The 14203-nt window shown below is 43.2% G+C and carries 13 protein-coding genes; 10 read left to right on the plus strand and 3 right to left on the minus strand.

Annotated elements, in window-relative coordinates; all coding sequences use genetic code 11:
* The first annotated feature begins 172 nt into the window (after positions 1–172).
* Together NI470_RS01195 and NI470_RS01200 are read left to right on the plus strand one after the other, a co-directional pair.
* Positions 173–1111 (plus strand): NAD(+) kinase, encoded by a 939-nt coding sequence (locus tag NI470_RS01195; RefSeq protein ID WP_004645573.1) that lies wholly within the window; start codon positions 173–175, stop codon positions 1109–1111.
* A 3-nt stretch (positions 1112–1114) separates the two neighbouring features.
* Positions 1115–1387, plus strand: a complete 273-nt coding sequence (locus NI470_RS01200) for a YeaC family protein (protein WP_004278992.1) — start codon at positions 1115–1117, stop codon at positions 1385–1387.
* 82 nt (positions 1388–1469) lie between these two features.
* Here the strand turns inward: NI470_RS01200 and NI470_RS01205 are convergent, their stop codons facing one another.
* Positions 1470–2471 carry a glycosyl transferase family protein gene (locus NI470_RS01205; protein ID WP_004645572.1) on the minus strand — a complete coding sequence of 334 codons (1002 nt, stop codon included), beginning with the start codon at positions 2469–2471 and terminating at the stop codon, positions 1470–1472.
* A 408-nt stretch (positions 2472–2879) separates the two neighbouring features.
* Between NI470_RS01205 and NI470_RS01210 the strand changes: the two genes are divergently transcribed.
* Positions 2880–4223: a dicarboxylate/amino acid:cation symporter gene (locus NI470_RS01210; protein ID WP_016806607.1), complete on the plus strand. Its 1344-nt coding sequence runs from the start codon at positions 2880–2882 to the stop codon at positions 4221–4223.
* Between the two features lie 159 nt (positions 4224–4382).
* Positions 4383–5525, plus strand: coding sequence for an acyl-CoA dehydrogenase family protein (locus NI470_RS01215; RefSeq protein WP_005106494.1), 1143 nt, complete (start codon positions 4383–4385; stop codon positions 5523–5525).
* 83 nt (positions 5526–5608) lie between these two features.
* On the opposite strand, the gene NI470_RS01220 is transcribed toward NI470_RS01215, so the two are convergent.
* Entirely contained in the window at positions 5609–6127 is a 519-nt protein-coding gene (locus NI470_RS01220; RefSeq protein ID WP_016806606.1) for a DJ-1/PfpI family protein, read from the minus strand.
* Between the two features lie 487 nt (positions 6128–6614).
* On the opposite strand from NI470_RS01220, the gene pheA reads away from it, so the two are divergent.
* The 5 genes from pheA to NI470_RS01245 all read left to right on the plus strand — a co-directional run bounded on the left by pheA (position 6615) and on the right by NI470_RS01245 (position 12124).
* Complete coding sequence (gene pheA, locus NI470_RS01225; RefSeq protein WP_004645570.1) at positions 6615–7724, plus strand: prephenate dehydratase; 1110 nt, start codon at positions 6615–6617, stop codon at positions 7722–7724.
* A gap of 66 nt (positions 7725–7790) precedes the next feature.
* Positions 7791–8882 carry a histidinol-phosphate transaminase gene (hisC, locus tag NI470_RS01230; protein ID WP_004645569.1) on the plus strand — a complete coding sequence of 364 codons (1092 nt, stop codon included), beginning with the start codon at positions 7791–7793 and terminating at the stop codon, positions 8880–8882.
* A 3-nt stretch (positions 8883–8885) separates the two neighbouring features.
* A complete protein-coding gene (locus NI470_RS01235) occupies positions 8886–11132 on the plus strand; it encodes a bifunctional prephenate dehydrogenase/3-phosphoshikimate 1-carboxyvinyltransferase (protein WP_004645568.1) in 2247 nt (748 codons plus the stop codon).
* 99 nt (positions 11133–11231) lie between these two features.
* Complete coding sequence (locus tag NI470_RS01240) at positions 11232–11594, plus strand: hypothetical protein (RefSeq protein WP_004645567.1); 363 nt, start codon at positions 11232–11234, stop codon at positions 11592–11594.
* Positions 11582–12124: a GNAT family N-acetyltransferase gene (locus NI470_RS01245; RefSeq protein ID WP_004645566.1), complete on the plus strand. Its 543-nt coding sequence runs from the start codon at positions 11582–11584 to the stop codon at positions 12122–12124. Before NI470_RS01240 ends, NI470_RS01245 begins: the two co-directional genes overlap by 13 nt.
* Positions 12125–12157: 33 nt before the next feature.
* On the opposite strand, the gene NI470_RS01250 is transcribed toward NI470_RS01245, so the two are convergent.
* Positions 12158–12790: an alpha/beta hydrolase gene (locus tag NI470_RS01250; RefSeq protein WP_004645565.1), complete on the minus strand. Its 633-nt coding sequence runs from the start codon at positions 12788–12790 to the stop codon at positions 12158–12160.
* Positions 12791–12913: 123 nt separating this feature from the next.
* Here NI470_RS01250 and yaaA point away from each other — a divergent pair, with 123 nt between their 5' ends.
* A complete protein-coding gene (gene yaaA, locus NI470_RS01255) occupies positions 12914–13696 on the plus strand; it encodes a peroxide stress protein YaaA (protein WP_004645564.1) in 783 nt (260 codons plus the stop codon).
* Positions 13697–14203: the final 507 nt, after the last annotated feature.

A 14203-nucleotide genomic window follows, 5' to 3' on the forward strand; every position in this document is an offset into this window, starting at 1 on the left:
TGAAATTGTGCTAATCATGCGAAGCTTTTCATTATTTTGCAATATTTAATCAAGAAATGCGCTTAAAATTAAAATGAAACCCCACAATTTCTCCTTAATTCGAATATATTTCAAATAATTTCCTACCTATGAAGCACTGTTATAAATTGTCATCCAGGTATAGCTTAATGTTATGATAAGCAGGATTCGTAGCGGAGCGACGACACTGGTGCAAATTTCCCATAAGACCTTTCGAAATATCGGGTTAATAGGACGTCCTGATAAATCGTCGGTGGTTGAAACCTTATGCCTTATTCACGATCATCTTCTCAATTTAGGCCTACACCCAGTTTTTGATGCAGCGACAGCTGAACTTGTTCCCTATCAAAATACCCAAACCGTCAGTCGTGCCTTATTGGGTGAGGTGGTGGATCTGGTGATTGTCGTGGGCGGTGACGGCTCGCTATTACATGCAGCACGCGCCTTGGTCAAGTACAATACCCCGGTGATCGGGGTTAACCGTGGTCGTCTGGGTTTTTTAACGGATATCAAGCCGACTGAAGTGATATTCAAGCTGGATCAGGTATTAAAGGGTGACTTTCAGACTGAGCGACGCTTTTTACTCGAAGTCGAAATTCGCTCCAAAGGTGAAGTGATTTACGATGCCATTGCTCTAAATGATGTGGTGCTACATTCAGGGAAATCGGTACATATGATCGATTTTGAACTGAATATTGATGGACAATATGTCTATCGTCAGCACAGCGATGGCCTGATAGTCTCTACGCCGACTGGTTCTACGGCTTATGCGCTTTCTGGTGGTGGCCCGATTGTACATCCAAGTATGGATGCGATTGCCTTGGTACCGATGCATCCGCATACCTTGTCTTCACGCCCGATTGTGGTCGGTGGACATAGTGAAATTAAATTACTGATTCGTGAAAATCGCGTACTGCCGATGGTTAGTGCGGATGGACAACACAGTGTGTCTTTGAATGTGGGTGATAGCGTCCATATTCGCAAGCATCCCTTTAAACTGAATCTTCTGCATCCACCGGGTTATGACTTTTATAATGCCTGTCGAACCAAACTGGGGTGGAATCAGGACTTTGATTATTTTAAGCAGGATTAAATCATGAATATTGAACAAATGCTTGCCGTACTCAATCCTGAGATTGTTGAACGCCTAAGAACAGCAGTCGAAATTGGAAAGTGGCCAAACGGTGTAGCCTTGACACCAGAACAACGTCAGACCTGTATGCAGGCAGTGTATGCCTGGGAAATGAAAAACCTGCCTGAAAATGAGCGCAGCGGTTATATCGATCGCGGTACTAAAGAAGAGGGTGAAGAGTGTGATGATGATCATCACAAGAATGAACCTGAATTCAAGCCGATTCGTTTTGTTTAAGGCTTAATTCCCAGCCAATAGCAATACAATTAAAAAAAGCATTGTTCATTCACTGAACAATGCTTTTTTCTTTTGCACAAGATTAAACCGTGTGGCGATTCGCCCATAAGATTTTGGCTTTTTGCATCGCAGCTTCAAAGCTGTCACACACGCCCATGGTATATAGCGCAATGCCCATAGTTTCTATCACTGCAATCTCGCCATAATCATGGCTTTGCTGACCGTCCCAGACAGCCTTAAATAGCGCCAGATCCAGTTCTTCTTCAATTGGACTGCGGTTGTCAGTGAGCTTTGGCAATTCATGCTCATAGAGCAGGCCATCTTTAATGCCACAGATGAGCGTTTTGGCATCCGGATTACGCTCGAATTCGCCCCCTTCACCTTTAATCACGGCACTATTTTTATAGCCTAAGCGGAAAGCCGCTTGCTGATGCGAACCACGATACGCTGGATGGAAAATTGCTTGCAGGGTCGCTTTGGCATTAAACGGATTGATCAGACGCGCCAGCGTATGAATCGGGGAGCGTAACCCCATGACATTACGCAGCGCAATCAAGTCTGCAAGAATCGGAGAAATCACTTCTAGCGGAATATAGGCAAAATGCTGTTGTTGCAGTTGCTGTTCAACCTCGGCATCATTTTGACAGATTGGATAGCCTAAGTAAGTCAGCACCTGTTCGGTGTAAACACGGTTCATGGTATGGCCTGAGGCACCATGCATCACAATATTATAACCATGCTTGGCCAGCGTCAGCGCTGCCAGAATAAACCATGGATAATGTTTGCGCTTGCCCGCATAGGACGACCAATCCAGATCGACATCCAGTTTTTTGAAACTCAGCTGGTCACGTGTCGCCTGTACGAAACCGGCCAACTCATCTACAGATTCTTCCTTGACCCGCAATAACATCAAGAATGCACCTAACTGCACATCCAGCACTTCATTTTTCAAAATCATACTGAAGGCTTGATAGGCTTCATCATAGCTGAGGGAGCGGGCGCCATTTTTCCCTTTACCCACAATGCGTACATATTGGGCAAAGGGATGTTCGAAATCTTTATAGATATTTCTTTTGGTATTCATAACTTTTTACAGCTTGCAGAAAATATTAATGTCAAGGGAGAGGGTGAAAATCCATAAACCTTTCAGTATACGTAAAACAATCAGTTAAATCTGATTATCGACTAATGTCTAATCCAATATTGATTAAAAAGCAAACAAGCGCATAATAAGTTATGCACATTTAGTATGAATATTCGGTAAAATTTAGGCAATTTTTAGAGTCTGTTTAATTTTTCTTAATCTCTTTCTCCCATTTAATACTTTGGTCTGATACTGAGTGTCAGATTCAATGCATGGCTGATTATCATTTTGAACATTCTCTTGAGCCTTTTGATATTTGATCCGGTTCACCCTGAGAAGGGATGAAGAGGTCAGTATATTTCTCAAAATGGTCTTTCTTATTTTTGATATCGTTCAAGTAGATTTATTATGGCGAAACAACCAATTTATAAGTCACTGTATTTTCAAGTGATTGTGGCCATTATCGCAGGTATTCTGGTCGGGCATTTTTCGCCTAGTGGTACGCAAATTGTCAATGGCGTAGAACAACATGTCCCTGGCTTGGGCGAACAGCTTAAACCGCTTGGTGATGCATTTATCCGTCTGATTAAAATGATCATCGCACCTGTGATTTTCTGTACCGTAGTGAGCGGTATTGCGGGTATGGAAAGCATGAAATCAGTGGGTAAAACTGGTGGTGTTGCTTTACTTTACTTCGAGATCGTATCTACGATTGCTTTGGTCATCGGTCTGGTCGTGATTAACATCGTGAAGCCTGGTGTGGGCATGAACGTTGATCCTGCTTCACTGGATACCAGTGGCATCAGTAAATATGTTGCTTCAGGTGAGTCACAATCGACTATCGACTTCCTGATGAACATTATTCCAAATACGGTTGTGGGCGCATTTGCAGAAGGCGAAATCCTGCAAGTTCTATTGTTCGCGATTATCTTTGGTTTTGCGCTGCATAAGCTAGGTGATCAAGGCAAGCCAGTCCTGAAACTCATTGACCAGATTTCACATGTATTCTTCAACATCGTGAATATGGTGATGAAACTTGCTCCAATTGGTGCATTTGGTGCAATGGCGTTTACAATTGGTAAATATGGTATTGGTTCTCTTGCTCAGCTGGCACAGTTGATCATTTGTTTCTATGTTACCTGCGTACTGTTTATTTTCATCGTATTGGGCTCAATTGCGCGTTTCGCAGGGTTCAGCATCATGAAGATGATCCGCCTGATTCGCGAAGAACTTCTGATTGTACTGGGGACGTCATCTTCAGAATCAGTACTGCCACGTATGTTGAAGAAACTGGAACTTGCCGGTGCTGAAAAATCAGTGGTAGGCCTGGTAATTCCAACTGGTTATTCATTTAACCTGGATGGTACGTCGATTTACTTGACGATGGCTGCGATCTTCATTGCACAAGCGACCAATACACAACTTGATTTGTCTCATCAAATTACGCTGCTTCTGGTACTTCTGATCTCATCTAAGGGTGCGGCAGGCGTGACTGGTTCAGGCTTTATTGTGATGGCGGCAACTTTGGCTGCTGTAGGGAATATTCCTGTTGCAGGTCTAGCATTGATTCTCGGTATCGATCGTTTCATGTCTGAAGCTCGTGCCTTGACCAATCTGGTCGGTAACTCTTTGGCGACTTTAGTGGTTGCGAAATGGGTGGGCCAGTTAGATATGGACAAGCTGAACTATGCTTTAGCAAATCCTGCAGAAATTGACGAAAAAATGGCACAAGAAGGCAATAACGCTCACTAATTTTGAGTCTGTCTTTCATGTCTAAAAGGGAAGCTTCGGCTTCCCTTTTTTATTGACTGTGAAGTTAGTAAAAAGATGAATGCCGGCACATGACAGGGAGCAGGAAAGTCGATAGTCTGTGAAAAGGAAACTAAAATGATAAACAACAAGGACAATAGAATGCTTGCCTACGATGCCGATCTAGAATTATTCCGCGATAATTTTAAACGCTTTATGAACGAACATGTCGCACCGTACTACGACCAGTGGGAACGTGAAGGTCTGATGCCGCGTTCAGTCTGGAATGCACTCGGTGAAAATGGCTTCTTGTGTGTCGATGTTCCAGAAGAATATGGTGGCTATGGGGTGCCGACCGATTATTCCTTGATGCTGATCGAAGAATCTGCACGTGCCGGATACAGTGCGATTGCCACAGGTCTGTCTTGTCATTCCGATATTGCAGCACCGTATATCCTGCATATCGGTACCGAAGAACAGAAAAAATACTGGTTACCAAAAATGGTCACCGGTGAAGTGGTCGGTGCGATCGGCATGACTGAACCGGGTGCTGGTTCAGATTTGCAAGCTATGCGCACCAGTGCCATCTTGCATGATGAACATTATCTGTTAAATGGCTCAAAAACCTTCATTTCCAATGGTCAGCATGCTGACTTAGTGGTGCTTGCCGTCAAAACCGATCCGCAAGCCCGTGCCAAAGGCGTTTCATTGTTGCTGGTCGATACCCATCTGGAAGGCTTTAAAAAAGGCACCAATTTGGACAAGATTGGTCTGCATGCTCAGGATACGTCTGAACTGTTCTTCGACAATGTCAAAGTGCCAAAGGAGCAATTACTGGGTCAGCCGGGACAGGGATTTGCTTACCTGATGCAGGAATTGCCGCGTGAGCGTACCGCCATTGCTGCCACCGCTCTAGGCGCCATTCGTGGATCTATTGATGTGACCACACAGTATGTGAAAGAGCGTCAGGCTTTTGGTCAGGCGATCGGTCAATTCCAGAATACCCGTTTTGTGCTTGCGCAAGCGAAAATTGATGAATTGGCGACCGCAGCATTTTATAACCAGAATCTTGAGCTTTATATGCAAGGGAAACTGGATGTAGAAACTGCAGCGGCATTGAAGAGCTTTTCTACCGATATGCAGATGAAAATCGCGGACAATCTCCTGCAATTATTTGGGGGTTATGGCTATATGACTGAATATCCAATTTCACGTTTCTTCGTTGATGCGCGGATCCAGCGGATTTATGGGGGTACCAATGAAATCATGAAGGAGATTGTGGCCCGCGGTCTGTTAGGGCGTTAATAGCTCAACCATAAAAAAGAGTCCCGAAGGACTCTTTTTTATAGGGGAGAACATGGCCAAGATGGGAAATATTTTTTAAGACTTTATGATTTTAAAACATCCAAACATTCATGAATAAAAATGGGTAAATCATTGGGTAGGCGCGATGAAATCAACTGATTATTGTCATTCACCAGTTCCGCATCATAATACGTTCCACCGGCACGTTGTACGCGACTGGCATGCGCGCGAATACTGGTAATAATTCGATTTTTTAGTACATCTGCTTCGCACAGTAATAATGATGCATCACATAAACTAAAGATGGTTTTCTTGGCCTGGTTAAAAGCTTGGATAAATTGAAGCACCCGCATATCGGTAGATAAAGAAACTGCAGATTCACCGCCAGGGATCAGCAAGGCATCAAAATCATCAATACTGATTTGTTCGATGCCCCGGTCAATCGTCACTGCAGAACAGCCATGCAGACCATAGACCACTTTTCCTACATTAAACTCAATATTACAGATGCTATGCTTTGCTTCCAGCAAGGCCGCAACGGGTTCAAGATATTCCTGATCTTCAAAATTATTCGTCAAAAGTACAGCTATTCTTTTTGGCATGACTGACACCCAAACGCTTGTTTTAAGTTAGACTATCTATGATTGGTTAAAAAATCGTCTCTGCTTTGTAATTGAGTAGTGATTTAATGTAAAAAATAAGTGAAATCAAAGAGAAGTCGATAAAAATGGGGTTGCAGAGTGTGCATTTTATTGTGAAATCTATCTTAGATATGAATGGTTCAAAAATGACGTGTGAAAAGTAATTATTTTAATTTTCTTATGCTTAAAACCGCTATATAGATTAAGAAATAGTGATATTTCATCTTCCTTAAAATCAGTTAATATGGACAGGCAAAGTTTACAATTTAATAATGTAAATCAAGCAGAAAAGCTGAAGTAAATGTTACCAGATATGACCAAAAGCGATAAATGGTTAAAATCAACTGTATGTTTTTAAGACTTAATCTACCAATGTCATATTGCGTAACATTTGAAAGCTCACTATTGTTATACTGAACAGATAAGGTTTATGAAGGGCGACAGAACAATGATCAACGACGATCAAAACACCACGACTTCTCTTGATTTGGCAAAAATTCGTGAAGATATCGATTCTGTTGATCAGCAAATTCAGCAATTGATTAACCGTCGGGCACGTTTGGCTGAAGCTGTGGCAAAAGCAAAGTTTGCTTCAGAAGAGAATCCGCTGTTTTACCGTCCAGAACGTGAAGCTCAGGTTTTGCGTAATGTCATGGAACGTAATGAAGGGCCATTGTCTGATACCACCATGGCACGTCTGTTCCGTGAAATCATGTCGGCCTGTCTGGCACTTGAAGCTCCGCAAAGCATTGCTTTCTTGGGACCAGTCGGGACCTATACTCATTCTGCGGTACTCAAGCACTTTGGCCATGATGCTGTGGTTCGTCCTTTACCGACCATTGATGAAGTTTTCCGTGACGTGGAAGCGGGTAGTGCCCATTATGGTCTGGTGCCGGTAGAAAATTCCTCTGAAGGCGTGGTTAACCATACTTTAGACTGTTTCAAAACCTCGAACCTGAATGTGATTGGCGAAGTTGAATTACCGATTCACCATCAGTTCCTGATTTCTGAAAATACCCGTAAAGACAGCATCAAACAGATTTATGCGCATCAGCAGACTTTGGCACAGTGCCGTAAGTGGCTGGATGCGCATTATCCAGGCGTGGAACGTGTCGCTTTAAGCTCCAACGCAGAAGCAGCGCGCCGTATTCGTAATGAATGGCATTCTGCCGCGATTGCCTCTGAAATTGCTGCGAGTATCTATGATCTCGAAATCATGCATAGCAATATCGAGGACAATCCGGAAAATACCACACGCTTCCTGGTGATTGGTCGTGAAAAAGTGCCTCAAAGTGGTAATGACAAGACTTCATTACTAATCTCAGCGCATGATCGTGCCGGAGCTTTGCTGGAAATTCTGGCGCCGTTTGCCAAGCACAATATCAGTCTGACCAGTATTGAAACCCGGCCTGCACTTCCTGAAAAATGGGCTTATGTGTTCTTCATTGATCTTGAAGGCCATATTGAGCAGGAACACGTGAAAGCAGCCATTGAAGAAATTCGTCCTTTGGTTAAAGAAGTTCGCGTGCTCGGTTCATATCCTGCAGCTGTACTTTAAGTCAGCTATATGTGGTCAGGGCGAGGGTACTGACCACTGTTTTATACCTAAAATTGGAAGTCTAAAATGTCGTTTGTTCCAGCCAATTCAGGCATCTCAAAATTAAAGCCATATCAACCGGGTAAACCGATCAGTGAACTTGAGCGCGAGTTGGGTCTTACCGATATCGTCAAACTGGCTTCAAATGAAAATCCGCTGGGTTGTTCAGATAAAGTCAAAGAAGCGGTCGCTGCGGAAATTGCTGAAATTGGCCGTTATCCAGATGGTGGTGGTTTTATCCTGAAAGATCAGATCAAAACCCAGTTTGGTTTTAATCATGATCAGATTACCTTGGGGAATGGTTCAAACGACTTACTGGAAATGTTTGCCCGTGCATTCGTTTCAGAAAATGATTCGGTGGTGTATAGCCAGCATGCTTTTGCGGTTTATGCATTGGTAACTCAAGCCATTAATGCGCAAGCGATTGAAGTACCAGCTAAAGGCTTCTCGCATGACTTGGAAGCAATGGCGGCTGCCATTCAGGACAACACCAAACTCGTTTTCATTGCAAACCCGAATAATCCAACCGGAACCTGGTTCGAAGAAGCTGAATTTGAAGCTTTCATGCAAAAAGTTCCTGCTAATGTCATCGTGGTTCTGGATGAAGCCTATGTGGAATATTTCCCGGAAAACTTCAACAGCTTGAAATTCCTTGCGCAATATCCAAACCTGATCGTTAGCCGTACTTTGTCGAAGTGTTATGGTTTGGCTGCACTACGTGTTGGTTTTGCTCTGGCTTCAGTTGAAGTGACAGATTACCTGAACCGTATTCGTCAACCATTTAATGTCAACCATTTAGCGATGGTCGCTGCGGTGGCTGCACTGAAAGATGAAGACTTTATCGCGCGTTCTCGTGAAGTGAATAAAGCCGGTATGGCGCAACTTGAAGCTGGCTTTAAGGCTTTGGGTCTTAACTATGTGCCTTCACGTGCCAACTTTATTCTGGTAGATGTACAGGCAGACCCATCAGCAACCTTCAATGGTTTGCTCAAACAAGGGGTGATTGTGCGTCCGGTTGGTATTTCAAATCACATTCGCGTATCGATTGGTACTGAAGCAGAAAATGCGAAATTCTTGAGCGCATTGGCTAAAGTACTCGGTTTAGAGGCAAAAGCTTAAACCATGTCGCAGCCACTGTTTGAAAAAGTTGCATTTATCGGGCTTGGACTGATTGGTTCAAGTCTGGCGCGTGTCATTCGAGCCGAGCATTTGGCCAATGACATCGTTGCATCGACACGTTCACAAAAGACTTTGGACGATGCTAAATCTCTTGGCCTGATTTCCGAAGGCTATGCCGATCCTGTAGAGGCGGTCAAAGGTGCTGATCTGGTAGTGCTTGCATTGCCGGTACGTGCCACGCAAAAGGTGTTGGAAGCCATTCAGCCTTATTTATCTCCCAATACCATTATTACTGATGTTGGTAGTACCAAAGGTAATGTGGTCGATGCAGCGAAAGCGGTTTTTGGCGATGAACTGCCTGAAGGTTTTGTACCGGGCCATCCGATTGCAGGTGCCGAGCATACCGGGGTGCATGCAGGTAAAGTTGATTTATTTGCCAATCACAAGGTGATCTTGACGCCACTGCCAAGCAGTGCAGACTGGGCCGTCGATAAACTGATTCAGCTGTGGCAAGCGGCGAAAGCCGAAGTGATTTGTATGGATGTCGACAAGCACGATGAAGTGCTGGCGCATACCAGTCATCTTCCGCATCTCATGGCATTCAACTTGGTTGAGCAATTGGCCAAGCGTGAAGACAATTTAGATATATTTCGTTATGCTGCCGGTGGCTTCCGGGATTTCTCGCGAATTGCCGCTAGCGATCCACAAATGTGGCATGACATCTTTTTTGCCAACAAAAAAGCAGTTCTGAATGCTGTTGATGGCTTTGAACAGCAGCTCGCGATTATTCGCAAATTGATTGAAGATGAAGATTCCCACGCATTGATGGGCTTATTGGGTCATGCGCAGGCAGCTCGCCAGCATTTCAACCATATGCTCGCCAAGAAACCTTTCATGGAGAAAAATAAAGTGACACAACAATTTACCATTCAGCCGGGTGCCAAGAAATTTCAGGGTAAATTTACCGTGCCAGGTGACAAATCTGTGTCACATCGCTCGATCATGTTTGGTGCGATTGCAGAAGGTACCACACATGTGACCGGCTTTTTGGAAGGTGAGGATGCTCTAGCGACACTGCAAGCTTTCCGTGATATGGGAGTCAGCATTGAAGGCCCTAAAAATGGTGAAGTCACCATTCATGGTGTTGGCATGCAAGGCTTAAAAGCGCCGCAGTCTGCCATTTATATGGGCAACTCAGGCACTTCAATGCGTTTGCTGTCGGGTATGCTAGCAGCACAGAAATTTGATTCAGTGATGACAGGGGATGCGTCATTGTCTAAACGTCCAATGGAGCGTATTGCCAAGCCTTTACGTGAAATGGGCGCGCAAATTCAGACCACTGGTGAGCGAGGTACGCCACCTGTATCCATCACCGGCAACCAAAACCTGAAAGGGATTCAGTACGATTTGCCAATGGCCTCTGCTCAGGTGAAATCAGGGATTCTACTTGCAGGTCTATGGGCGGAAGGTGAAACTTCGGTGACTGAACCAGAACCAACACGCGACCATACTGAACGTATGCTGCGTGCATTTGGTTATGAAGTGAAAACCGAAGGCAACCGAATTTCCCTGCAAGGTGGCGGCAAGTTAGTGGGTACCAACATTCAAGTGCCTTCAGATATTTCTTCAGCAGCCTTCTTTATGGTGGGTGCGGCCATTACTGAAAATTCGGACGTCACCCTTGAAGCGGTAGGCATTAACCCGACCCGTACTGGTGTGATTGAAATCCTCAAGCAAATGGGTGCGGACATTACAGTTGAAAACGAGCGTATTGCAGGCGGTGAACCGATTGCTGATATCCGTATTCGTGGTACACGTACATTAAAAGGGATTCATATGCCGGAAGATCAGGTGCCATTAGCAATTGATGAATTCCCGGCGCTATTCATTGCCGCTGCATGTGCTGAAGGTCAAACCATCCTGACCGGTGCTGCCGAGCTTCGCGTGAAAGAATCGGATCGTATTCAGGTCATGGCAGATGGTCTTCAAACCATGGGCATCGACTGTACCCCAACTGAAGATGGCATCATCATTGAAGGTAAGGGTAAGTCCGGTGACTGGTTGCCAATCTTTACGGGTGGTGAAATTGAATCGCATCACGATCACCGTATCGCGATGAGTTTTTCGATTGCCGGTTTGCGTAATTCGGAGCAGATCAAGATTGTCGGAACCGAAACGGTCGCAACCAGTTTCCCGACCTTCACAGAATTGACCTCAATCGCAGGACTGCCAATTCAAGTATCAGAATAATTTTTAAAATTATGTGAAACAGCCAAGCTTTTGCTTGGCTGTTTTGTTTATATTGCTTATGCTAAACCCATATAAGAAAAAAGCCATTTGGAAGTAGCGATGCGAAAATTAAAATTCATGGCCAATACCCAGAGCCAAACACCACGGGATGGTCAAGAAACCCAGGAATATGTAGCACATTTACTTGCCGAAAAATTAGGTAAATACGGTTTTCAGACCTTAAGCCAAAGTGGTGCTCAGGTTGCCGTCAGCGTAGAAGACCATGCGCTGCCTTTATCTGTGAGTTGCGAAACCAGAGATGAACAAGGGCATCTGGTCTGTGAGATTGCCTCATATCCTGAAGAAGAACAGGACTGGCTGGATCGTATCACCGAAAGAAGTTTGCTTAATCAGCTTGCACAGGCAGTGGAAACCTCTCTAAAAGAGCAGGAACGCTTTAGCGAGTTTGAATGGAAGAGCTAATTCAACAGACTCAATCAGCTTTGCCTACACTGCAAAGTAAACGCTTGATCCTGAATTGTTTTAAATCAGCCGATGCCAAAGAGACTTATGCTTCAATTACCCCGAGTTTGACACGTTTTATGGCGTGGGATGCACCAGATTCTGAACAGGGATTTGCAACAGTCTGGCAAAATTGGCTGGAAAATATGAACGATCATAAAGAATATGTATTTGTGATCCGTTATATTGAAACACAAGAATTTATTGGACTATGTGGTTTACATCGACTTCATGAGGAAATACCTGAAGTCGGTATTTGGATTCGTGAAACTGCACATGGTCATCATTATGGACATGAGGTAGTGCATTGTGTTGTGGCTTATGCTTTCAATACATTAGGGATTCAAGTTTTAAGCTACCCGGTAGCAGAAGAAAACTGGGCTAGCCGTAAAATTGCAGACCGCTTGGGTGGAAAAATTATCCGCTACATCGATAAGCCTAAATATCGGGCTGTGATGTATGAAATTTTTGCAGAAGATTTTGTCTTTTAATAAAAAAACCCATCATCTGATGGGTTTTTTTATTTAGCCAAGCGCTAAGTACCGGGTCATTGCGATCCGCAATTGCTTTAAATAGCCGGTAAAGAAGTGGTTGGCACCAGGTAATACGGTCACTAAATGGCGTTGTGGCTTTGCCCATTCAATCATATCTGAGAGCAAAGTTACTTCATCGGCTTCACCATGAATGAACAGAATGTCACCTTTAATGGCGGGTGTCACATAATGACGAATACCAGCCACTGTTGCAGTCGGCAGACCACATAAAATGGTTTGCTTTGGTTGCAGTTCTACGGGTAAGGCTGCATAGCTTTTTGCCATGACATGCGCACCAAAACTAAAACCGCCTGCATAAAAAGGCAGGGCAATATGCTGGTTGCGAGCGAACCGAATGACTTCTAATACATCATCCGTTTCACCGAAGCCCTCGTCGTGTATACCTTCACTTTGACCAGAACCACGGAAACTTGGACGATACACAATACAGCCACGTTCCAGATACATTTGTGCCAGTAAAACCGGAACCTTATGTTGTGGTGTACCGCCTTGCAATGGATGGGGGTGACAAACTACCGCGAATCCTTTCACTTCACCCTGAGGATAATCCACAAAAACTTCAATCTGACCCGCAGGCCCTTGAAGAAAAATTTGCTCGGGCATATAAAAACCGATGATTAACAGGAGAATCGTGCATTTTAACGATTATGGTGAATAAAAACATGAATTGGAATTAAAATAAGCAGACTGATATAGTTTGATTAATCATTTTTTGACCAGGTTGCCATGCTCGCTTTAATTTCTCCAGCCAAAACTCTCGATTACGATACTCCATTACCGACTGACCAATTTACTCAAGCGAGATTATTAGAACATTCACAGGACTTGATCAACGTTTGTCGCACACTTTCTGCAACAGAAATTTCCAGCTTAATGAGTGTTAGTGAAAAAATTGCCACTTTAAATACCGCACGTTTTAATGACTGGCAACCGGATTTTAATTTAGCCAATGCCCGTCAGGCGATTTTTGCATTTAAAGGCGATGTCTATACAGGTCTGGATGCCTATAGTTTAAAACATGAAGATCTGCACTATGCACAAGACCGTTTACGCATGTTGTCTGGATTATATGGACTCTTACGTCCCTTGGATTTGATGATGCCGTACCGTCTGGAAATGGGAACCAAATTGGCCAATTCCCGCGGGCATAACCTATATGACTTCTGGGCACATCACATTACTGATCTGATTAATCAGGATCTAGCAGCAGCAAATTCTGAAATCCTGGTGAATATCGCCTCTGATGAATATTATAAATCAGTCAACGAGCGCAAAATTCAGGCGGACATTATCAAGCCGGTATTTCTGGATCAGAAAAATGGCAAATATAAAGTGATTAGTTTCTATGCCAAAAAAGCACGGGGTCTTATGGCGCGTTTTATGATTGAAAATAAAATTGATCGTGTCGAAGAGCTAAAAGCTTTTAATACTGATGGCTATTATTTTGATGCAGACAGTTCACTCAAGGGAGAACTGGTATTCAAGCGTGATGAACAACTGAGTGCATAAATGAGATGATTCCCGGTATCCAGCATGAGGATATGTATGCCGGATATTGGGATGTCTTTATTATGGTTAGGTTCTTAACTAGTGTTCAACGTTTTGACTCTATGATGAGTGAAGTGTGGATGAACTGCATAATGAAAACTTCAAGATAGTTAAAAATAAAAAATATCGTTAAACACTTTGAAATCCCTCGCAAAATCTCCCTTATTTAGATCATTTTATTTTAAAAATTAAAGTTGAGCATTCTTGGAAAAGGCCGATAAAATAAACCGAAATAAGTTCTATTGAATAGGTTAGATTTCATTTATCTACATATTTTAATTTTGAATAAACTTCTTTTAGGTGGTTTAAAAAATATATTAAATTCAATTATTTAGTTTTTTTAAAAGGATTTTTAATAGGATCGATTTTTTGAAAAAAGAATTATAAATTAATTAAGTATTAATAAATAAAACGACATAAAATTAATATTTAGAGGATAAATAAATGCCTTCTATCGGGTTAAATGTA

This window comes from Acinetobacter lwoffii, assembly GCF_024129115.1.
In the GTDB taxonomy this organism is placed as follows: Bacteria; Pseudomonadota; Gammaproteobacteria; order Pseudomonadales; family Moraxellaceae; genus Acinetobacter; species Acinetobacter lwoffii_T.